This window comes from Streptomyces laurentii (assembly GCF_040635425.1).
Lineage (GTDB): Bacteria > Actinomycetota > Actinomycetes > Streptomycetales > Streptomycetaceae > Streptomyces > Streptomyces laurentii.
Window position 1 is genome coordinate 28224 of record NZ_JBEYHT010000010.1, and the last position, 21383, is coordinate 49606.

Annotated in this window: 17 protein-coding genes; 6 read left to right on the top strand and 11 right to left on the bottom strand. The window is 73.2% G+C overall.

Going from position 1 to position 21383, the window contains the following annotated elements:
• The first annotated feature begins 207 nt into the window (after positions 1 to 207).
• Positions 208 to 1695 carry an NsdA family TPR-like regulatory protein gene (locus ABZ693_RS09055; RefSeq protein WP_359875024.1) on the top strand — a complete coding sequence of 496 codons (1488 nt, stop codon included), beginning with the start codon at positions 208 to 210 and terminating at the stop codon, positions 1693 to 1695.
• Positions 1696 to 1732: 37 nt separating this feature from the next.
• Here ABZ693_RS09055 and ABZ693_RS09060 read toward each other — a convergent pair whose 3' ends face one another.
• Positions 1733 to 3097 carry an FAD-dependent oxidoreductase gene (locus ABZ693_RS09060; protein ID WP_359875026.1) on the bottom strand — a complete coding sequence of 455 codons (1365 nt, stop codon included), beginning with the start codon at positions 3095 to 3097 and terminating at the stop codon, positions 1733 to 1735.
• A 304-nt stretch (positions 3098 to 3401) separates the two neighbouring features.
• Here ABZ693_RS09060 and ABZ693_RS09065 point away from each other — a divergent pair, with 304 nt between their 5' ends.
• The gene (locus ABZ693_RS09065; protein WP_359875028.1) at positions 3402 to 3896 is read left to right on the top strand and encodes a GNAT family N-acetyltransferase; all 495 of its coding nucleotides are present in this window, start codon (positions 3402 to 3404) and stop codon (positions 3894 to 3896) included.
• On the opposite strand, the gene ABZ693_RS09070 is transcribed toward ABZ693_RS09065, so the two are convergent.
• On the bottom strand, positions 3893 to 4534 hold the full coding sequence (locus tag ABZ693_RS09070; protein ID WP_359875030.1) for a TetR family transcriptional regulator: 642 nt from the start codon (positions 4532 to 4534) through the stop codon (positions 3893 to 3895). The genes ABZ693_RS09065 and ABZ693_RS09070 overlap by 4 nt on opposite strands.
• A 133-nt stretch (positions 4535 to 4667) precedes the next feature.
• Between ABZ693_RS09070 and ABZ693_RS09075 the strand changes: the two genes are divergently transcribed.
• Positions 4668 to 5462: an SDR family NAD(P)-dependent oxidoreductase gene (locus ABZ693_RS09075; protein ID WP_359875032.1), complete on the top strand. Its 795-nt coding sequence runs from the start codon at positions 4668 to 4670 to the stop codon at positions 5460 to 5462.
• Positions 5462 to 6322, top strand: a complete 861-nt coding sequence (locus ABZ693_RS09080; RefSeq protein ID WP_359875034.1) for an SDR family NAD(P)-dependent oxidoreductase — start codon at positions 5462 to 5464, stop codon at positions 6320 to 6322. The genes ABZ693_RS09075 and ABZ693_RS09080 overlap by 1 nt, the downstream gene beginning before the upstream one ends.
• A gap of 29 nt (positions 6323 to 6351) precedes the next feature.
• Here the strand turns inward: ABZ693_RS09080 and ABZ693_RS09085 are convergent, their stop codons facing one another.
• Positions 6352 to 6873: a DUF4240 domain-containing protein gene (locus ABZ693_RS09085; RefSeq protein ID WP_359875238.1), complete on the bottom strand. Its 522-nt coding sequence runs from the start codon at positions 6871 to 6873 to the stop codon at positions 6352 to 6354.
• Between the two features lie 99 nt (positions 6874 to 6972).
• Between ABZ693_RS09085 and ABZ693_RS09090 the strand changes: the two genes are divergently transcribed.
• Positions 6973 to 7911, top strand: a complete 939-nt coding sequence (locus ABZ693_RS09090) for an SDR family oxidoreductase (RefSeq protein WP_359875036.1) — start codon at positions 6973 to 6975, stop codon at positions 7909 to 7911.
• 4 nt (positions 7912 to 7915) lie between these two features.
• Here the strand turns inward: ABZ693_RS09090 and ABZ693_RS09095 are convergent, their stop codons facing one another.
• From ABZ693_RS09095 to ABZ693_RS09130, 8 genes are all read right to left on the bottom strand, one after another.
• Positions 7916 to 8893 carry a helix-turn-helix transcriptional regulator gene (locus ABZ693_RS09095; protein WP_359875038.1) on the bottom strand — a complete coding sequence of 326 codons (978 nt, stop codon included), beginning with the start codon at positions 8891 to 8893 and terminating at the stop codon, positions 7916 to 7918.
• Between the two features lie 105 nt (positions 8894 to 8998).
• The gene (gene aceE / locus ABZ693_RS09100) at positions 8999 to 11710 is read right to left on the bottom strand and encodes a pyruvate dehydrogenase (acetyl-transferring), homodimeric type (protein ID WP_359875040.1); all 2712 of its coding nucleotides are present in this window, start codon (positions 11708 to 11710) and stop codon (positions 8999 to 9001) included.
• Between the two features lie 396 nt (positions 11711 to 12106).
• Positions 12107 to 12730 carry a GntR family transcriptional regulator gene (locus ABZ693_RS09105; RefSeq protein WP_359875042.1) on the bottom strand — a complete coding sequence of 208 codons (624 nt, stop codon included), beginning with the start codon at positions 12728 to 12730 and terminating at the stop codon, positions 12107 to 12109.
• A 124-nt stretch (positions 12731 to 12854) separates the two neighbouring features.
• Complete coding sequence (gene sucB, locus ABZ693_RS09110; RefSeq protein WP_359875044.1) at positions 12855 to 14669, bottom strand: 2-oxoglutarate dehydrogenase, E2 component, dihydrolipoamide succinyltransferase; 1815 nt, start codon at positions 14667 to 14669, stop codon at positions 12855 to 12857.
• 62 nt (positions 14670 to 14731) lie between these two features.
• Positions 14732 to 16120, bottom strand: a complete 1389-nt coding sequence (gene lpdA, locus ABZ693_RS09115) for a dihydrolipoyl dehydrogenase (protein WP_359875046.1) — start codon at positions 16118 to 16120, stop codon at positions 14732 to 14734.
• Positions 16121 to 16511: 391 nt separating this feature from the next.
• Positions 16512 to 18029, bottom strand: a complete 1518-nt coding sequence (locus ABZ693_RS09120) for a leucyl aminopeptidase (RefSeq protein ID WP_359875048.1) — start codon at positions 18027 to 18029, stop codon at positions 16512 to 16514.
• 243 nt (positions 18030 to 18272) lie between these two features.
• Positions 18273 to 19472 carry a hypothetical protein gene (locus tag ABZ693_RS09125; RefSeq protein WP_359875050.1) on the bottom strand — a complete coding sequence of 400 codons (1200 nt, stop codon included), beginning with the start codon at positions 19470 to 19472 and terminating at the stop codon, positions 18273 to 18275.
• A gap of 123 nt (positions 19473 to 19595) precedes the next feature.
• Positions 19596 to 20360, bottom strand: coding sequence for an adenosylcobinamide-GDP ribazoletransferase (locus ABZ693_RS09130; protein ID WP_359875053.1), 765 nt, complete (start codon positions 20358 to 20360; stop codon positions 19596 to 19598).
• Positions 20361 to 20460: 100 nt separating this feature from the next.
• On the opposite strand from ABZ693_RS09130, the gene ABZ693_RS09135 reads away from it, so the two are divergent.
• Positions 20461 to 21225, top strand: coding sequence for a hypothetical protein (locus tag ABZ693_RS09135; RefSeq protein ID WP_359875055.1), 765 nt, complete (start codon positions 20461 to 20463; stop codon positions 21223 to 21225).
• Positions 21226 to 21383: the final 158 nt, after the last annotated feature.

Here is a 21383-nt window from a genome sequence, read left to right on the forward strand (position 1 = left end):
CCGGGCCACGGCGGGGCGGGAGGGTGTTCCGGGGTCGCGCGGGAGGCCGCGTCAGCGGGTCGCCGATCCTCACACGATCGGATGAATGTGCGGAAAAGCTGCCGGTAAACGCGGTGAAGAGGGCTAAATTCGCGCCGTTCCATGAGGGCCATATAGGTCCATACGGGCTGCCACCCCGGGCCCGGAAGGCAGGAGACCGCACAGCTGATGACGGAACGACCCTCGCAGCGCATGCCGAACCGCCAGCTCGCCGCGCTCATCGCCGAAGCCGGCTTCTCGAACGCGGGTCTCGCCAGGCGGGTGGACCAGCTCGGCCTGGAGCACGGACTCGACCTGCGGTACGACAAGACCTCGGTGACCCGATGGCTGCGCGGCCAGCAGCCACGCGGCACCACCCCGGCCCTGATCGCCGAGGTCTTCACCCGCCGGCTCGGCCGCCGGCTGTCCGCCCAGGACCTGGGACTCGACGCCTGCGCGCCCGTCTACGCGGGCCTGGAGTTCGCCGCGACCCCCGAGGAGGCCGTCGACATCGTCAGCGGCCTGTGGCGCAAGGACTCCGGCAGCCACGCCGAACTGCGCAAGATCGCCTTCACCCCGGCCGGGCTCGTCGTGCCCAGCCGCGACTGGCTGATCGGCCGCGCCGACGAGCGCGTGGCCCGCGGTGATCCGGGCGGCGGGGCGCCGGGCGCTTCCGGCGGAGGCACCGGATCCGGTACGGGTGCCGAGCCGCGGGTCCCGCCGCAGGGCCGGTACGGGCTGCCCCGCCAGCGCGGCACCGACCGGGGCCCCGGACAGCGGGTCTCCAGCGGCGACATCGCCGCGCTGCGCTCCGTCGGCGAACTGTTCCGCACCCTCGACCAGGCCTACGGCGGCGGCCACGCCCGCCAGGCCCTGGTCCGCTACCTCGAACACGAGGCCGAGCCGATGCTGCGCGGCACCTACGGCGAGAGCGTCGGGCGCCGGCTGTTCGGCGCGGTCGCCGACCTCACCCGGCTGGCCGGCTGGACCTCGTACGACATCGCCGCGCACGGGCTCGCCCAGCGGTACTTCGTCCAGGCGCTGCGGCTCGCCCAGGCCGCCGGCGACCGGGCGTACGGCTCGTACGTCCTCATCACCATGAGTCACCAGGCCGTCTACCTCGGGCACGGCCGCGAGGCCGTCCAGCTCGCCCGGGTCGCCCAGCAGGGCGTCGGCTCGGCCGCGCCGCCCGTCGTCCAGGCCCTGCTGCACGCGGTCGAGGCGCGCGGGCACGGCGTGCTCGGCGAGGCGCGCGCCTGCGGGGCGGCCCTCGCCCGCGCCGAACGCGCGCTGGACGCGGCCAGACCGGGCGACGAGGTGCCGTACTGGGCCAAGTTCTACGACGAGGCCCAGCTCGCCGACGACTTCGGGCACTGCCACCGCGACCTCCAGCAGTACCGGGCCGCGGCCCAGCACGCCGAACGCGCGCTCCAGCTCCGCGGCCCCGGCCACGCCCGCAGCCGGCTGTTCTGCCGGGTGGTGCTCGCCTCGGCCCGGCTCGCGCTCGGCGAGCTGGACCAGGCGTGCGCCCTCGGCGCGGAGGCGGCGCAGCAGGCCGCGGAGATGCGGTCGGCGCGGGCGGTGGAGTACGTACGCGACTTCGAACGCCGCCTGGAGCCGTACCGCGACGCCCCCGCGGTCCGCACCTACCGCGACCGGGTGGCCGCGCTGGGCTGATCTCGGGGGCCTGGGCTCTTCGCGGCCCGGCTTGGGACTACGCCGCCGACGCGTCCGGCCGGGACGGCTCGGCCGGACGCGCGCCCAGGTCCGCGAGGAGTGCGGTGGCGGCGCGGCCGGCGGACGTGAGCGCGCCGAACGGGGTGCCCGTCGCCCGGTGGTCACCGCACACGTACAGGCCCGACAGGACCCGTACCGGGCGCTCGGGGTCGAACGGCGGGCGCATCACCGGGAACGCGTCCCGGGTGTGCCGCACCGCCAGCGGCTCCCAGTCGTCCGTGGACACCCCGTACAGCGTCGCCAGATGCTTGCGCACCCGGCGCTCGGTGTCGTCGCCGTCCGGCGGCCCGCCCAGCACCGTCGACGTGACCAGGGCCCGGCCCGCCGGGGCCCGTGCCGGATCGACCGCGCTCATCACCGCCGTGTACGCCACCGGGCCGCCCGGATCCGATTCCAGGAGCAGCACCGGCTCGGACATCGGCGCCAGCGGTGCCGCGTGGTGCACCACCGTCGCCGCCCGGTACTCCGGCACCCGCAGCCCCGGCAGCAGCTCCGCCGCCGACCGGCCGCCCGTCGCCACCACCACCGAACGGCACCGGAACACCCCGTGCTCCGCCGTCGTCACCCGCGAGATCGACGCCTCCGTGACCCGCACCCCGGTCCGCACCGTGCCCGGCGGCAGCGCCGCCACCAGCCGCTCCAGCAGCGCGCCCGAACCGCCCTCGGGTACTCCCAGCCGGCCCCGCGCGAAGGACCGCAGCGCCAGATCCGCGCGCCGGCTGGACGTCGCCATGTCCGGATCGCCCAGCAGCGCGCCGAGCAGCGGACGCAGCACCCCGTGGACCGTACGGCCGGGCAGCCGGACCGTCAGGGCCTCCCGGGCCGTCCGCTCGGCGCGGGTCAGGATCCGCTGCGCCGGCGTCGTGGCGAGCCGCACCAGCGAGGCGCCGAGCCGCGCCTGGTCCAGCGACGCCGCCGGATTGCGGGGCGCGCCGGCCAGCGCGCGCGCCACCCCGCGGGCGCCGCCGCCTGCGGCCCGTACGCCGGTCGTGCTCCGTGCGCCCGTCGTGCCCCACGGCACCGCCGCGCCCCGGCCACCCGTCGTGCCCCGTGGGCTCCAGCGCGCGTGCGGCGCGCCCCACCGTCCGTACCGTCCGTCCTGATGCACCAGCACACCCGGCGTGAACGGCCGCAACGGGACGCCCGCCACCTCCGGCGACGTGAACAGCGGCCCGAGCCGGTCCAGCCGGAAGCCGTCGACGACGTCGGTCGCCAGCCGGCCGCCGACGTGCGGCGCGGCCTCCAGGACCGTGACCGAGAGCCCCGCCGTGGTCAGCTGATGAGCCGCCGCGAGACCGGCGATTCCGGCTCCCACCACGACGACGTCCGAGTAGTCGCGCACGTGCCCCTCCCCAGGTCGTTCGCGCTTCATGTGGGAGGCCTATGCCCCCAACACGTCCCCGGAATGCCGGAGTTCGCAAGAGAGTAGGGGGTGGGGAGGGGTGGGGAGGAGCGCGCGTGCGGGGGCGCGCGGAGCGCGCTGGTGCGGGGGTGTGCGGTTGGGGCGCGCGGTGCGTTGGGCGGTGCGCTGGTGGTGGTCGTGGGGGCGCGGGCGCGGGGCGGGCTGGTGGGTGGCTGGGGTGGGTGGGTGAGGAAGGTGCGGGTGGGGGGTGGAGTGGCGGGAGGGGATGGGGGAGGGTGGGCTCATGATCTTGAGTGGGGTAGAGATTCGTGAAGCCGTGGCCGGGGACGAGCAGGTGCTCGCCCGGCTTGATCGGGAGACCTGGTCGCCGTCGCATGCCGTGATGCCCCGGCCTGAGCCGGGGCAGGAGTTCTTCGACGAGCGGCATGTGCCCGCGCATTACCTGGTCGCCGAGACGGAGGACCTGGGGGTGGTCGGGTATGTGCGGGTCGGGTCGTCCACGCCGCTGGCCTGCAACGCGCATGTGCGGCAGATCCAGGGGCTCGCGGTCGACCCCGCCGCGCGGGGTCGTGGGGTGGCGCGGGCGCTGATGCGGGCCGCGGGGGAGCGCGCCCGCGGCGAGGGGGCCACCCGGCTCACGCTCAGGGTGCTCGGGCACAACGCTCCCGCCCGGGCCCTCTACGCCTCCGAGGGCTTCGCGGTGGAAGGGGTCCTGCCGGGGGAGTTCCTGCTGGACGGGGAGTACGTGGACGACATCCTGATGGGGCGGGCGCTTTAGCTTTCCCGGGTCAGCAGTCTCGTGACGCCCATCAGTTCGCGCAGGCAGCGCACGGCGAGGTCGGCCGGGGCGCCCTCGCCGGAGGTCGGGGCGTCCGATTCGGACCAGGTCTCCAGGGCGATGCGGATGGCGTCGGTGGCCGCGGCGGCGGCCAGACGGAGGGCGAGGGGGTCGGCGTCCGGGCCCGCGAGGCCGCCGAGGACGAGGCGCAGACGCTCCTCGGACTCCTGGTTGACGCGGTACCAGACGGCCCGCAGCGCCGGATCGTCCTCGGCCGCGCGCAGCAGTCCGCGGGTCCAGCGCAGGCCCTCCTCCTCGGCCGCGTCCCGGGCCGTGAGCGAGTCGGCGATGGACCGCTCCAGGGCGGTCGGCAGCGCGACGCCCGGCTCGGTCGCCGCGAGCGCGGCGCGCCAGCGGTCGGCGCCGCCCGCGAGCAGCGGGGCGACCGCGTCCTGCTTGGAGCGGAAGTAGCGGTAGAAGGTGCGCAGCGCGACACCCGCCCGCAGGGCGATCTCCTCGGCGGTGGTGTCGTCGGGCCCCCGCTCGGTGAACAGCTCGGCCGCGGCCCGCGCGATGTCGTGCTGTGTGGCGGCCTTGCGGCGCTCGGTCAGGGTCGAAGGACGGGGCTTCGCACTCATTCCCTCAGAATACGCCGGGGCCTGCCAGGAATGCATGGTGTGCAGGTATGGCAAAACGTGCCACTTGGGCGTACGGTGGTAAGCCACGGGATCCGGAAGGCCCCGCGAAGCTCGACCTCGAGAGGTTGTCGTCATGAATCAGCTGACCCGCTACGAAGGGCGCCGCGCACTCGTCACCGGCGGTGGCTCCGGCATCGGCCAGGCCACCGTCCTGCGCATGCTGGCGGAGGGCGGCACCGTCGTCGCCGCCGACATCAGCGAGGACGGCCTCAAGGACACCGTCGCCAAGGCCGGCGACGCCGCCGGGCGCCTCACGACGGTCGTGGTGAACGTGGCGGACGAGACGTCGGTGCGCGAGGGTGTCGCGGCCGCCGTCGCCGCCCTCGGCGGGCTGGACGTGCTGGTGAACGCGGCCGGCGTGCTGCGCTCCTCGCACACCCACGAGACCAGCCTCGACGCGTTCGAGCAGGTCCTGCGGATCAACCTCACCGGTACGTTCCTGATGATCCGCGAGGCCATACCGGCCCTGCGGGAGGGCGAGGCCCCGGCCGTCGTCAACTTCTCCTCCACCTCCGCGATGTTCGCCCACCCCTACATGGCGGCCTACGCGGCCAGCAAGGGCGGCATCCAGTCCATGACGCACGCCCTCGCCGCCGAGTACGCGAAGGAGGGCATCCGCTTCACCGCCGTCCAGCCCGGCTCCATCTCCTCCGGCATGACCGACGGCTCCGGCGCCAGCAAGCAGTCCATAGGCCCCGGCCTGCCCGAGGACACCGACTGGTCGCTCTTCGCCAAGCTGGCCCCCGCCCTCGGGCAGGGCTTCGCCGGCCCCGAGACCGTCGCCGGTGTCGTCGCGATGCTCGCCTCCGAGGACGGCCGATTCATCACCGGCACCGAGATCCGAGTCGACGGAGGGACGCACTTCTGATGACCACCGCACCCACGGACACGGACCTGGCCGGAGAGGTCTTCGGCGGCAAGGTCGCCGTCATCACCGGCGCCTCCTCGGGCATCGGCTCCGGCCTCGCCCGGCACGCGGCCCGCCTCGGCATGAAGCTCGTGCTCGCCGACATCGCCGCCGAGCGGCTCGCCGCGTTCGCCGACGAGCTGCGGGCCGGCGGTGCCGAGGTCGAGAGCGTGGTCACCGACGTCGCCGACGCCGCCTCCGTCGAGGCCCTCGCCGACGCCGCGTACGCCCGCTTCGGCACCGTCGACCTGCTGGTCAACAACGCCGGAATCATGGCCATGGGCTACTCGTGGGAGATCCCCGCCGAGCGCTGGGACGCCATGCTCCGGGTCAACATCGGCGGATACGTGCACGGCATCCGGTCCTTCGTCCCGCGCATGCTGGAGCGCGGCGAGCGGGCCTGGGTGGTCAACGTGTCGTCGATCGGCGGCCTGCTGCCGAGCCCGCTGATGGCCCCGTACAGCGTCACCAAGTTCGGCGTGCTCGCCCTCACCGAGTCGCTGCACTACGAGATGCGGATGAAGGGCGCGCCGATCCAGGTGTCCGTCGTGACCCCCGGCTCGGTCCACAGCGAGATCTTCAAGGCCGCCCGCCCCGGCGAGCACGAGCCCCCGGAGATCGCCGCCTTCAACGACCAGCTCCAGCAGCTCGCCGACGCGCACGGGCTCACCCCCGAGGAGCACGCCGAACGGGTCTTCCGGATGGTCGCCGAGGGCAAGTACTGGGCGATACCCCAGCCCGAGCAGCTCTTCCCCGCCCTCCAGCCGAGGACCGACATGATCCTCGGCCAGGTGAACCCCGAGCTCCAGCTCGGAGGCTGACGGACCGGACCGGCCCCGGCCGCTCGGTTCTATCCGGGGCCGAACCGGGCCCACAGCCGCGGGAAGCGGGCCGCGAGCACCTCGTCGTCGTCCAGGTCGAACGGGGTGCCCGCCGGCTCCGCGCCCGGTGGCGGGATGCCCAGGTCCGGGGCCTCCGTGCCGGTCAGCCGTTCGTACGCCTCGTCCGCCGCGAACCCCAGCTCCTCCCCGTCCCCGTCGATCTCCTCGTCGAAGTCGACCAGCAGCTCGGCCAGCGCGTCCGGCTCGTGCACCGCCCCTTCGAAGACCTCCCGGCCCTGCCCGATCAGCCAGCAGCGGAAGTAGTCGAAGACCTCGTCGCCCGCGCCGTCGAACAGGACCGCCGCCGCACCCCACAGCTCCCAGGTGTACGCGCGGTTGTACCGGGCCTCGAAATGGCGCGCGAAGTCCAGCACCGAGTCCGGGTCCAGCTCCGTCAGCCGCTCGACGAGCAGGTCCGCGTGCTCCTCCGGATCGCCCTCCGCGCGTTCCCGGGTGGAGTCGATGATCTTCCAGAACTCCGTCTCGTCCATCACGGGTCCAGCATCGTGCGTACGGCCGGGCGGCGCACTCGGAAACGGCCGAAAACAATCCGGACAGGAGATGTCGTCCTTTCCTGCCAGGCTGCCCGCATGACCGAAAGCACCGACCGCACCCGCCCCCTCGCCGGCCGTATCGCCCTCGTCGCCGGCGCCACCCGAGGCGCCGGACGCGCCATCGCCGTCCAGCTCGGCACCGCCGGAGCCACCGTCTACGTCACCGGACGCACCACCCGCGCCCAGGCCAGCGAGGTGGGCCGGACCACCGAGACCATCGAGGAGACCGCCGAACTCGTCACCGCCGCCGGCGGCCACGGCATCGCCGTCCCCACCGACCACCTCCAGGCCGACCAGGTCCGCGCCCTCGTCGACCGGATCGACCGCGAACAGGGCCGGCTCGACATCCTCGTCGACGACGTCTGGGGCGGCGAGCACCTGCTCGGCCCCTCCTTCGGCAAGAAGACCTGGGAGATCGGCCTCGACGGCGGCCTGCGGATGCTCGAACTCGGCGTGCGGACCCATGTCGTCACCGTCCACACCGCCCTGCCGCTGCTGACCCGCCACCCGGGCGGACTGCTCGTCGAGGTCACCGACGGCACCACCGCGTACAACGAGACCCACTACCGCGAGAACGTCTTCTACGACCTCGCCAAGAACGCCCCGATCCGGATGGCCTTCGGTCTCGCCACCGAACTCGCCCCGTACGAGGCCACCGCCGTCTGTGTCAGCCCCGGCTGGCTGCGCTCCGAACAGATGCTGGAGACCTTCGGCGTCACCGAGGACACCTGGCGCGACGCCGTCGCCAAGCTGCCCGACTTCGCCGTGTCCGAGTCCCCGGTCTATGTCGGCCGCGCCATCGCCGCCCTCGCCGCCGACCCCGGCCGGGCCCGCTGGAACGGCCGGTCCCTCGACAGCGGCGGGCTCGCCCGGGAGTACGGCTTCACCGACGCCGACGGCTCCCGGCCCGACTCCTGGGGCTTCATGCTCGCCAAGGAAGCCGACCCGGACACCCGGGTCGAGGACTATCGGTGACCGGTCAGGCGTAGAGACCGGCCGTCCGGCGCGCCGCCTCCGCGAACCGTTCGCGGAGGCCCGCCGGCGCCAGCACCTCCACCTCCGGTCCGAGCCCGAACAACTGACCGAAAGCGACCTCCTCGCTCTCCACCGCCAGCGTCACCCGTACCCCGCCGCCGGCGCTGCCCCCCGGCTCGGCGGCCGCCCCCGCCGCCAGCGCCTCCTCGGCGGCCGCCCGGTCCGTCACGTACGGCAGCCGCCGCGCTCCCGCCTCCGTCAGCCGCAGCACCACCTCCGTCCGCAGCAGCGAGCGCGCGAACTCCGCGGAGCGCTCCGTCCAGAACCCCGCCAGATCGAAGTCCGGATCCCGCGCGAACTCCCCCTCGCCCACCGCCACCGCGGTGAACCGGTCCACCCGGTACGTGCGGTACGCGCCCTGGGCCCTGGCGCACACGTACCAGACCCCCGCCTTCAGCACGAGCCCGTACGGCTCCAGCTCCCGCGCCACCTCGCCGTCCGCGCGCCGGTAGCGGACCGCCACGGGCCGGTCGCCCCACACCGCCTCCGCCAGCGGCGCGAGCAGCTCCGGCGTCTCCGGCTCCCGGTACCAGGCGGGCGCGTCCAGATGGAACCGCCGCCCCACCGCCTCCGGCGCGTCCCGCAGCGACGGCAGCAGCGCCGCCGACACCTTCAGCCGCGCCGCCGACGCCGCGTCCGCGAGTCCCATGTCCCGCAGCGCCCCCGGCACCCCGGACAGGAACAGTGCCTCCGCCTCCCCGCGCGCGAGCCCGGTCAGCCGCGTCCGGTACCCGCCGACGAGCCGGTACCCGCCCACCCGGCCCCGGTCCGCGTACACCGGCACCCCGGCCTCCGACAGCGCCTGCGCGTCCCGGGTGACGGTCCGCTCCGACACCTCCAGCTCGGCGGCGAGTTCGGCGGCCGTCATCGACGGCCGGGACTGCAGCAGAAGCACCAACTTGATCAGACGGGCGGCACGCATCCGCCCAGCCTGCCACCCCGTGCGCGCGAAGGAGTACACGCGAAGGAGGCCGCACCCCGTTGTCACGGGGTACGGCCTCCTTCGCTCGGGTCCGGAACGTGGGGCCTACAGGCCGTAGCGCTCGCGGGCCTCCTTCACCGAGGTGGCCTGGACCTCGCCGCGGCGGGCGAGCTGGGCCAGGGCGGCGACCACGATCGACTGGGCGTCGACGCCGAAGTGGCGGCGGGACGCGACGCGGGTGTCCGAGATGCCGAAGCCGTCGGCGCCCAGCGAGGTGTAGTCCTGCTCGACCCACTGCGCGATCTGGTCCGGGACCTGGCGCATGTAGTCCGAGACGGCCAGGACCGGGGAGTCCACGCCTTCCAGGGCCTGGCGCACGTACGGGACGCGCTCCTCGCCGCGCAGCAGGGCCGCGTCGGCCTCCAGCGCGTCGCGGCGCAGCTCGGTCCAGGAGGTCGCGGACCACACGTCGGCGGCCACGCCCCACTCGGCGGCGAGCAGCTTCTGCGCCTCCAGGGCCCAGTGGATCGCGGTGCCGGAGGCGAGCAGCTGGACGCGCGAGGCATTCGCGGGCAGCTCCAGGCCGGCCGACTCGGCCGTGTTGAAGCGGTACAGGCCCTTGAGGATGCCCTCGTCGACGCCCGCGTGGCCCGGCTTGGCCGGCTGCGGCATCGGCTCGTTGTAGACGGTGAGGTAGTAGAAGACGTTCTGGTCCTCGCCCTCGGCCGCCTCGCCGTACATCCGGCGCAGGCCCTCCTTGACGATGGCCGCGATCTCGTAGGCGAACGCCGGGTCGTAGGAGAGCGCCGCCGGGTTGGTGGCCGCGATCACCGGGGAGTGGCCGTCGGCGTGCTGCAGGCCCTCACCGGTCAGGGTGGTGCGGCCGGCGGTCGCGCCGACGAGGAAGCCGCGGCCGAGCTGGTCGCCGAGCTGCCACATCTGGTCGGCGGTCCGCTGCCAGCCGAACATCGAGTAGAAGATGTAGAACGGGATCATCGCCTCGCCGTGCGTCGCGTACGACGTCGAGGCGGCGATGAAGTCGGCCATCGAGCCGGCCTCGGTGATGCCCTCGTTCAGGATCTGGCCGTTGACGGCCTCCTTGTAGTACATCAGCTGGTCGCGGTCGACCGGCTCGTACGTCTGGCCCTTCGGCGAGTAGATGCCGAGCGACGGGAACAGCGACTCCATGCCGAAGGTGCGGGCCTCGTCGGGCACGATCGGGACCCAGCGCTTGCCGGTCTCCTTGTCCCGGACGAGGTCCTTGACCAGGCGCACGAAGGCCATCGTGGTGGCGATGGACTGCGTGCCGGAGCCCTTGTCGAAGGCGGCGAACGCCTTGTCGGCCGGGGCCGGCAGCGGCGCGAGCGGGTGGACGCGGCGGGCCGGGGCGGGGCCGCCGAGGGCGGCGCGGCGCTCCTGGAGGTAGCGGACCTCGGCGGAGTCGGCGCCCGGGTGGCCGTAGGGCACCTGGCCGTCGTCGAACCGCGCGTCCGGGATCGGCAGGTCGAGCAGGTCACGCATCTGCTTGAACTCGTCCGACGAGAGCTTCTTCATCTGGTGGTTCGCGTTCTTCGACGCGAAGCCCTCACCGAGGGTGAAGCCCTTGACGGTCTGCGCCAGGATGACGGTCGGCGCGCCCTTGAACTCCAGGGCGGCCTTGTACGCGGCGTACACCTTGCGCGGCTCGTGGCCACCGCGGGAGAGGTGGAAGCACTCGAGGATCTTGTCGTCGCTCAGCAGCTGCGCCATCGCGACGAGCGCCGGGTCCTTGCCGAAGAAGTCCTGGCGGATGTAGGCGGCGTCGCGGGTCTGGTACGTCTGGACCTGGGCGTCCGGCACCTCGCGGAGGCGGCGGACCAGGGCGCCGGTGGTGTCGAGCGCGAACAGCTCGTCCCAGGCGTTGCCCCACAGGGTCTTGACGACGTTCCAGCCGGCGCCGCGGAACTGGGCCTCCAGCTCCTGCACGATCTTGAAGTTGGCGCGGACCGGACCGTCGAGGCGCTGCAGGTTGCAGTTGATGACGAAGGTCAGGTTGTCCAGACCCTCGCGGGCCGCCAGCGCGAGCGCCGCCGTGGCCTCGGGCTCGTCCATCTCGCCGTCGCCGAGGAAGGCCCACACGTGGGAGGCGGAGACGTCCTTGATGGAGCGGTTGGTCAGGTAGCGGTTGAAGCGCGCCTGGTAGATCGCGGAGAGCGGGCCGAGGCCCATGGAGACGGTGGGGAACTCCCACAGCCAGGGCAGCCGGCGCGGGTGCGGGTAGGAGGGCAGGCCGTTGCCGCCGGCCTCCTGGCGGAAGTTGTCGAGGTGGTCCTCGGACAGCCGGCCGTCGAGGAAGGCGCGGGCGTAGATGCCGGGGGAGGCGTGGCCCTGGATGTAGAGCTGGTCGCCGGACCCGGGAGCGTCCTTGGCGTCCTTGCCCTTGAAGAAGTGGTTGAAGCCGGTCTCGTAGAGCCAGGCCGCGGAGGCGAAGGTGGCGATGTGGCCGCCGACGCCGTGCTTGGCGCCGCGGGTGACCATCGCGGCCGCGTTCCAGCGGTTCCAGGCGGTGATCCGGCGCTCCATCTCCTCGTCACCGTCGATGACGGGCTCGGCGGAGGTGGGGATGGTGTTGAGGTAGTCCGTCTCCAGCAGCTTGGGCAGGGCCAGGCCCGCGCCCTCGGCGTGCTGGAGCGTGCGGCGCATCAGGTAGGCGGCCCGGTGAGGGCCGGCGGCCTTGGTGACGGCGTCGAGGGAGGCCGCCCACTCGGCGGTCTCCTCGGTGTCACGGTCCGGGAGCTGGTCGAGCTCGCTCGGAATCTTGCCTACGGGATCGGTCATGATCGCCGCCTTCCGGACAGGAGGGGGGTGGAGATAAAGGGGCCTTGTCTGGCAGGACAGGGCGGCGGGCCGGGTGACGGCCCGCCGAAGACTGTAATCCTCCGATCGATGATCGATCAAAGCGTTGAAGCGAAAAACTTCTCGATTTCAAGAAAGTAGGCACAGGGTGCCGCCTAAATGGGCACCCGGTGCCTTGTTTTCGAAGGATCGGCGTCGGATTTCCGCAGGTGAGGGCGTGCCTGAGGGGCCCCGCGCACAAATGAGCGGGCCCGTGCACGACGGACCCGCTCGATCGATACGTGGCCGGATTCACGCCCCGCGCACGCCCGCACGCGCGGTGCTTCACGCCCCGCGAACGCCCGCACGCGACGCTTCACGCCCCCGGCGGGCGACGGGTCACGCGCGCGGCGCGCATCCCAGCACGTGCGCCTTCACCAGCGCGCCGATGTCCGGGTCGCCCCGGCGGAACGCCTCGACCAGCTCCTGGTGCTCCTCCGCGTACGACTTCTGCACCGTGCCCAGCCAGCGGATCGACAGCGCCGTGAACACCTCGATGCCCAGGCCCTCCCAGGTGTGCAGCAGCACGCTGTTCCCGGCCGCCTTCACCAGCTCCCGGTGGAACGCCACCGTGTGCCGCACCTGCGCCGTGCCGTCCCCGGCCGCGTCCGCCTCGTACAGCGCCGCCACGTGCGGCTCCAGGGTCGAGCAGTCGGCGGCGAGCCGGCCGGCCGCCAGCTCCGCCGCGATCTGCTCCAGACCCGCCCGTACGGGATAGCTCTCCTCCAGGTCCGCGGCGGTCAGATTGCGGACCCGGACGCCCTTGTTCGGCGCCGACTCGATCAGCCGCAGCGACTCCAGCTCGCGCAGCGCCTCGCGGACGGGCGTCTGGGAGACCTCCAGCTCGGTGGCGATGCGCCGCTCCACGATCCGTTCGCCCGGCTTCCAGCGGCCGCTGACGATGCCCTCCACGATGTGCTCGCGGATCTGCTCGCGCAGCGAATGGACGACGGGCATGGTCATGTGAGCTCGCTCCTCGGGAGACACGGTCACCTAGACAATACGGCGGCGCCCCCGCCCGGAAACACATCCGGACGGGGGCGCCGCAGGTGAGGCTCGTTACGTTGCCCGGAGGCGACGGCGCGCCTTACAGGCCCAGGTCGACCTCGAACTCGCCGGCCTCCAGGATCGCCTTGACGGCGTTCAGGTAGCGGGCGGCGTCGGCGCCGTCGACCAGGCGGTGGTCGTACGACAGCGCCAGGACGACGATGTCACGGACGCCGATGACCGTGCCCTCGGCCGTCTCGATGACCGCCGGGCGCTTCACCGTGGCGCCGATGCCCAGGATGGCGACCTGGCTCGGCGGCACGATGACGGTGTCCCACAGGGCACCGCGCGAGCCGGTGTTGCTGATGGTGAAGGTGCCGCCGGACAGCTCGTCCGGGGTGATCTTGCTGGCCCGGACCTTGGCCGCGAGGTCGGCCGTGGCCTTGGAGATGCCGGCGATGTTCAGGTCGCCCGCACCCTTGATGACCGGGGTCATCAGGCCCTTCTCGGAGTCCACCGCGATCGCGATGTTCTCGGTGCCGAAGTAGGTGATCGTGCCCTCGTCCTCGTTGATACGAGCGTTGATCACCGGGTGCGCCTTGAGCGCCTGGGCCGCCGCCTTCACGAAGAACGGCATCGGGGACAGCTTGACGCCCTCACGGGCGGCGAAGGCGTCCTTGGCCTGGTTGCGCAGCTTCATCAGCTTGGTGACGTCGACCTCGACGGCCGTCGTCAGCTGCGCCTGGGTGTGCAGGGCCTTGAACATGTTGTCGCCGATGACCTTGCGCATGCGGGTCATCTTGACGGTCTGGCCGCGCAGCGGGGAGACCTCCAGGGCCGGAGCCTTGGCGGCGGGCGCGGCGGCGGCGACCGGGGCGGCGACGGGGGCCGGGGCGGCCTTCTTGGCCTCGGCGGCCGCGAGGACGTCCTGCTTGCGGATACGGCCGCCGACGCCCGAACCCTTGACGGCCGACAGGTCGACACCGTTCTCGGAGGCGAGCTTGCGGACCAGCGGGGTCACGTACGCGCCGTCCTCGGCCGGCTCCGCGACGACGGCCGGGGCCGGCGCCGGGGTGACCGGGGCGGGGGTGGCGACCGGCGCGGGGGCCGGGGCGGCCGGGGCGGCCGGGGCCACCGGGGCGGGGGCCGGGGTGGCGACCGGAGCCGGAGCCGCGGCCACGGGGGCCGGGGCGGCGACCGGGGCCGGGGCGGCGACCGGAGCGGGGGCGGCGACCGGGGCCGGGGCGGCAGCCGGAGCGGGGGCGGCGACCGGGGCCGGGGCGGCACCCGCGACACCGATGACGGCCAGCTTGGAGCCGACCTCGGCGGTCTCGTCCTCGGCGACGGTGATCTCCAGGAGGACACCGGAGGCCGGGGCCGGGATCTCGGTGTCGACCTTGTCCGTGGAGACCTCGAGCAGCGGCTCGTCGGCCGTGACGGTGTCGCCGACGGACTTCAGCCAGCGGGTGACGGTGCCCTCGGTGACGGACTCGCCGAGCGCCGGCAGAACGACGTCGGTGCCCTCGGCGGCACCCGCCGGGGCGGCGGCAGGGGCGGCCGGAGCCTCGGCCACGGGGGCCGGAGCGGCGACGGGGGCCTCGGCGACCGGCGCCGGGGCGGCGACGGGGGCCGGAGCGGCCTCGGCCGCGGGGGCCGGGGCGGCGGCGGGGGCGCCGGAGCCGTCGTCGATGATGGCCAGCTCGGCGCCGACCTCGACCGTCTCGTCCTCGGCGACCTTGATGGAGGCCAGGATGCCCGAGGCGGGGGCGGGGATCTCGGTGTCGACCTTGTCGGTCGAGACCTCGAGCAGCGGCTCGTCAGCCTCGACACGCTCGCCCTCGGCCTTGAGCCAGCGGGTGACGGTGCCCTCGGTGACGCTCTCGCCGAGCGCCGGCAGGGTTACGGAAACCGACATGGTTTCAGTTGCTCCTAACGAATTGCGGAAAGTGGTCGTCGCGCCCTGTGATGACGTAAGCGTCAGTCGTGGGAGTGCAGAGGCTTGCCGGCCAGGGCCAGGTGGGCCTCGCCGAGCGCCTCGTTCTGCGTCGGGTGGGCGTGGATGAGCTGCGCGACCTCGGCCGGCAGCGCCTCCCAGTTGTAGATCAGCTGCGCCTCGCCGACCTGCTCGCCCATGCGGTCACCGACCATGTGGACGCCGACCACGGCACCGTCCTTGACCTGGACGAGCTTGATCTCGCCCGCGGTCTTGAGGATCTTGCTCTTGCCGTTGCCCGCGAGGTTGTACTTCAGGGCCACGACCTTGTCCGCGCCGTAGATCTCCTTGGCCTTGGCCTCGGTGATGCCGACGGAGGCGACCTCCGGGTGGCAGTACGTCACCCGCGGCACGCCGTCGTAGTCGACCGGCACCGGCTTCAGACCGGCGAGCCGCTCCGCCACCAGGATGCCCTCGGCGAAGCCGACGTGCGCGAGCTGGAGGGTCGGGACCAGGTCGCCGACCGCGGAGATGGTGGGCACGTTGGTACGCATGTACTCGTCGACCAGGACGTAGCCGCGGTCCATCGCGACGCCCTGCTCCTCGTAACCGAGACCGGCCGAGACCGGGCCGCGGCCGATGGCGACGAGCAGCACCTCGGCCTCGAAGGTCTTGCCGTCGGCCAGGGTGACCTTCACACCGTTCTCGGTGTACTCGGCCGACTGGAAGAAGGTGCCGAGGTTGAACTTGATGCCCCGCTTGCGGAAGGCGCGCTCCAGCAGCTTGGAGCTGTTCTCGTCCTCGACCGGGACGAGGTGCTTCATGCCCTCGATGACCGTGACGTCGGTGCCGAAGGACTTCCACGCCGAGGCGAACTCGACGCCGATGACGCCGCCGCCGAGGATGATCGCGGACTCCGGGACCCGGTCCAGGGTCAGCGCGTGGTCCGAGGTGATGATCCGGTTGCCGTCGATCTCGAGACCGGGCAGCGACTTCGGCACGGAGCCGGTGGCGAGCAGGACGTGACGGCCCTCGACCCGGCGGCCGTCGACGTCGACGGAGGTGGGGGAGGACAGGTGGCCGGTGCCCTCGATGTACGTCACCTTGCGGGAGGCGACGAGACCCTGCAGACCCTTGTGCAGGCCGGCGATCACGTCGTCCTTGTACGTGTGGACGGCCTTGATGTCGATGCCCTCGAAGGAGGCCTTGACACCGAACTGCTCCGCCTCGCGCGCCTGGTCGGCGACCTCGCCGGCGTGGAGCAGGGCCTTCGTCGGGATGCAGCCGTTGTGCAGGCAGGTGCCGCCGAGCTTGTTCTTCTCGATCAGTGCGACGTCCAGGCCCAGCTGCGCTCCGCGCAGCGCCGCGGCGTAACCGCCGCTACCGCCGCCGAGGATCACTAGGTCGAAAACGGTGCTGGCGTCGTTCGCCACGTCACGTCCTCCATGCATATGCGCTCGTCGCCGGTCGTCCCGACCGGCGGCGGCTCAGTGTCCGGCCGCTTTTCGTCGGCCCTGTGGTGGGGGCCCTGTCCTGCCGAGAACCCATCTTCGCACTTGTTGGCGGGCGGCGGGACGCGGGGCCGCGCTCCGAGACGGCGGATCGGCCGGACGGGGGGCCGGGACACGCCCGGGAACCTGCGGATTTCGTCGCGGGCGAACACTCCGTGAACGCCGCCGGCCCCCAGGCCGAGGACCTGGGGGCCGGTGCGGGGAACCGACGCGGGGCGCGGACGGGGCGGGCCCGTCGGCGTCCCGAGTACGTCAGATCCGGCGCGGTCGGGTCCGACCGAGTCGGATCCGGCCGGGTCGGATCCGGCGGATCTTAGATCTCGCCGTCCGCGGTGCGCTCGGCGAGACGCACCAGGGTGCGGACCGAGGAGCCGGTGCCGCCCTTGGGGATGTAGCCGTACGGGGCGGACTCGTGGAAGGCCGGGCCCGCGATGTCCAGGTGGGCCCAGGTGATGCCCTCGCCCACGAACTCCTTCAGGAACAGACCGGCCACCAGGCCGCCGCCCATCCGCTCGCCCATGTTGGCCATGTCGGCGGTGGTGGAGTCCATGCCCTTGCGCAGGTCCGCGGGGAGCGGCATCGGCCAGGACGCCTCGCCGACCTCGCCGGCGATCTCGTGGATCGCGGTGCGGTAGGCGTCGTCGTTGGACATGATGCCGAAGGTGCGGTTGCCGAGCGCCAGGACCATGGCACCGGTCAGGGTCGCCACGTCGACGATCGCGTCGGGCTCCTCCTCCGAGGCGCGGGTCAGCGCGTCGGCCAGGACCAGGCGGCCCTCGGCGTCGGTGTTGAGGACCTCGACGGTCTTGCCGCTGTACATGCGCAGCACGTCACCCGGGCGGGTGGCCGAGCCGGACGGCATGTTCTCGGCGAGCGCGAGCCAGCCGGTGACGTTGACGGCGAGGCCCAGGCGGGCGGCGGCCACGACGGCGGCGAACACGGCGGCGGCACCGCTCATGTCGCACTTCATCGTCTCGTTGTGGCCGGCCGGCTTCAGGGAGATGCCGCCCGAGTCGTAGGTGATGCCCTTGCCGACCAGGGCGAGGGTGCGCTCCGCCTTCGGGTGCGTGTAGGCGATCTTGACCAGACGCGGCGGGTTCACCGAACCGGCGCCGACGCCGAGGATGCCGCCGAAGCCGCCCTTGGCGAGCGCCTTCTCGTCGAGCACCTGGACCTTGAGGCCGTGCTCCTTGCCGGCGGCCTGGGCGGCGGCGGCGAACGCGGCCGGGGTCAGGTCGTTCGGCGGCTGGTTGATCAGGTCACGGGCGCGGTTCATCTCCTCCGCGACCGCCACCGCGCGCTCCGCGGCGGCCTTGTAGGCCTTGTCGCGGGGCTTGGCGCCGAGCAGGGCGACCTCGCCGAGCGGCTTCTTGCGGCCTTCGCCGTCCTCCTGGTACGCGGTGTAGGCGTACGCGCCGAGCAGCGCGCCCTCGCCGATCGCGACGACGTCCTCGGGGGAGCCGATCGGGAGCGCGAAGGCGGCCTTCTTCGCCCCGGCCAGGACCCGGGCGGCGGTGCCGGCGGCGCGGCGGAGCGCCTCGGTGCCGAAGCCCGACGCGTCCTTGTCGTCCTCGGCCACGGAGCCGAGACCGACCGCGAGGACGACCGGGGCCTTCAGAGCGGCCGGGGCGGGCAGCTTGGTGGCCTCACCCTCGGCGCCGGTGGCGCCCAGAGTCTCCAGGACGGCGGTGAGTCCGCCGTCGAAGGCCTGGTCGACGGCCTCGGCGCCCGGGGCCACGACCAGCGTCTTGCCGGACTTGGCGACGCCGACGACGACGGCGTCGGCGCGCAGCGTGGCCGCGCCGGCGGTGCTGAGAGTGAGAGCAGTCACGGTGGTGATTTCTCGCTTCCGTTGAGTTCCTGGCGGTCGTGGGATGGGCCGACCGTGCCCGCCGTATCGTATTTCGGCCCGACGAGCGCCGGACAGGAGCCTACGCTCGCCCGCCGGATTCGCCCACGGCGGCGTGGGTCCGGCCCGCTCGACCCGGCCGGGGTACGTGTCGGAGGACCTCGCCCGAGTCGCGCCGAGGACGGCCCCGACGGGCGGAAGTCCCGTACGCGAGAGGTGGGTTGATCAGGAGTCGCCTCGCGCGGTGGTCACGTAACAGGTCACCCGGCCCTTGCCGACGCCGCCCTGGGGCTCGGGTGTCCACCAGGCCCAGTACGCGTCCCTCTTGGGCAGCCGGGAAGCCCGGGCCATGTCCCGCGCGATGGAGCACGCGGTGTCCGCACGGCCCTGGGTGTCCTCGGCCGAGCTGCCCGGACCCAACGGGACCTGGGCGAAGACCCGGACGTCGTGCGGTCCCGAGCAGGGCACGCCGACGACGTTCCGGGCCAGGCGCTGACCGGTGTCGAAGTCGGCACAGGCGTTCTTCTTCACGTCCCGCAGGGGCAGGACGTCCTCGGCCCCGGTGCGGACGGTGCCGGCGGGGGAGTCCTTCGGCGCGGACGTCCCGTGACCGCCGAGGGTGAGGTCCATCGTGAACTTGGTGAAGCCGGAGAGCGCGTCTCCCTTGCGCAGGACGGCGGTCAGGTCGGCGCGCGCGTCCAGGATCCGGCCCTGCCGGTCCACGGTGACGGTGACCGGCAGCCCGTCGGCGGCGTCCCGGTCGGTGTGCTTCCGGATGTCGTCGGGGAGTAGGCCCTCCAGCGCGTTCATCGGCATCTCGGCCCGGTAGACGCGGCGGCCGTCGGGGCCGTCGGTCCGCTTGGTCGCCTCCGCTCCGGATAGGCCCTCCAAGAGCGTGCCGCCGACCGGTGCCTCGGTGCCATGGAGGTGCTCCAGGGTGGCGTTGTCCTGCGATTGCTGGGTGTCCGCGGCGGTGTAGCGGATCCAGTACGAGGTTCGGGCGGCCCGGTAGTGGATCCGGTCGCTGTCGATCAGATACCGGCCGGAGAGGGCGCCGGAGGTGCGGCCGGCCGTCATGCCGACCAGGACGTTCCGGGCCTCCTCGGGAAGTTTCCCGGGAACCTTCCAGGTCGTGTCGGCCTGTCCGCGGCCGCCGGCGAAGTCCATGCTTCCGCTCATCGTCTGGACCGCGTCGCCCTTGCCCGAGGCGAAGGTCAGGTGGTGGACGAAGCTCGCGCTGCCCGCCTGCTTCGTCTGGCGCACCGCCAGGAGGAGCTGCCGGTCGAGCTTCTGGTCGAACACGGGGTGCTTGGCGGGCGTGGCCTTGGCGGCCGGGGCGCTGTCGTCACCGCCCGCGCAGGCGGTCAGGAGCATGGCGGCGGCGAGCACGGCGCCCGCGCGAACGGAGCCTCTTAACATGATCATGGCAACATGACCGGCCGGCGGCCGAGAGGGTTGCGCCTCGAACCGGTCACACGGGAGCGGCTATCGGCCATCTCTCCGGGTACGGCCCGGGCCGTACCCTCCGGGTCGTGTCGGACCCCCGCGTCAGCCCAGGGTCAGGGCCACCAGCGTCACCGTGCCCGCGACTTCCGCCACGCCGCCGAAGACGTCGCCGGTGACCCCGCCGAAGCGGCGGACGCACCGGCGCAGGAGCAGTTCGGCCGTGCCGAGGGCGACGAGCGCGGCGAGGACGTGACGCAGGGCGTCGTACGGGGAGAAGACCGCGCCGGCCGCCGCGACCAGGACGAGGACCAGGGCGGTGGCGAGGGCTGCGGAGCGGTGCGGGACGGTGCCGGCCACGATCGCGCCGAGCCCCTCGGGCCGGGCGGCCGGGACGCCGTGACGGGACGCCAGGGTGAGGGCGAGGCGGGCTGTCGCCGAGGCGACGGCGACGGCGACCGTGCCGCGCGCCCAGCCCTCCCCGTACAGCTCGGCGAGCGCCGCGACCTGGGCGAACAGGGCGAAGACGAGCGCGAGGACGCCGAACGGCCCGATGTCGGACCGCTTCATCACCCGCAGCGCCTCCTCGGCGGGCTTGGCGCTGCCGAGGCCGTCGGCGGTGTCGGCGAGGCCGTCGAGGTGCAGCCCGCGGGTGAGCAGGGCGGGGACCAGGGCGGTGAGGACGGCGGCGACCAGCGGACTCGCGCCGAGCAGCAGTGCCACCCCGCCGGCCGCGGCCGCGGACAGGCCGACGACGAGCCCCGCGAGCGGGGCGCAGAGCATGCCGGACCGCGCCGCCTCGCGGTCCCAGCGGGTGATGCGGGCGGGCAGCACGGTGAGGGTGCCGAAGGCGAAACGCAGGCCGTCCATCCGCGGAAGGTTAATGCCCCGTCCCCGGCCCGGTAGGGTCGGCGAATCGTCGATAACGGCATGAAACCGTGCGAAATCTGATCAATCGGCAGAGGGTGGCATGGGTCACTGGTTCTCGCGCAACATCGTCGAACCCGGCAAGCTCCCGATGCTCCTCGCCCTGACCGCGTTCGTGCTGACCTTCCTGATCACCCGGACCGTCACCCGGCTGATCCGGGCCGGCAAGGGCCCGTTCGGGAACATCTCCTCGGGCGGGCTGCACATCCACCACGTGGTGCCGGGCGTCGTGCTCACCGTGCTCGGCGGCTTCGGGGCGGTGGCGAGCGGCCGGTACGGGGTGGGGGCGATGATCTTCGCGGTGGTCTTCGGGACCGGCGCGGGCCTGGTGCTCGACGAGTTCGCGCTGATCCTGCACCTCGACGACGTCTACTGGACGGACGACGGCCGCAAGAGCGTCGAGGTGGTCGTGTTCACCGCCGCGCTCGTCCTGCTCGGGCTCGTCGGCTTCGCGCCGTTCGGGGTGAACGACGTGACCGCCGACGAGCGCCAGAACCGGGCCGCCTTCCTCCTCACCCTCCTCGTCAACTTCCTCTTCGTCCTCGTCACCCTGATGAAGGGAAAGTTCCGGACGGCCGTGATCGGCGCGCTCGTCCCCTTCGTCGCCCTCGTCGGCGCCCTCCGCCTCGCCCGCCCCGGCTCCTGGTGGGCGCGCCGGCTCTACGGCCGCCGCCCCCGGGCCCGGGCCCGCTCCCGGATCCGCGGCTACCGGCACGACAAGCGCTGGACCCGGGTGCGCCGCAAGGTGCAGGACCTGATCGGCGGCTTTCAGGAACGCACGCCGGGCCGCGGCTCCGCCTCGGGCTGAAGCGGGGGGTGCGGGACCGGGCCGGACGCGGCCTCGGACACGAACGCGGACCGGGACCCGGAACCGGAGCCGCGCGCCGACCCGGACCGGGGCCCGGCCCCCGATCCGGCCTCGGACGAAGGCGCACCCGCGGATCGGCCCGCGGATCGGCTCGTGGA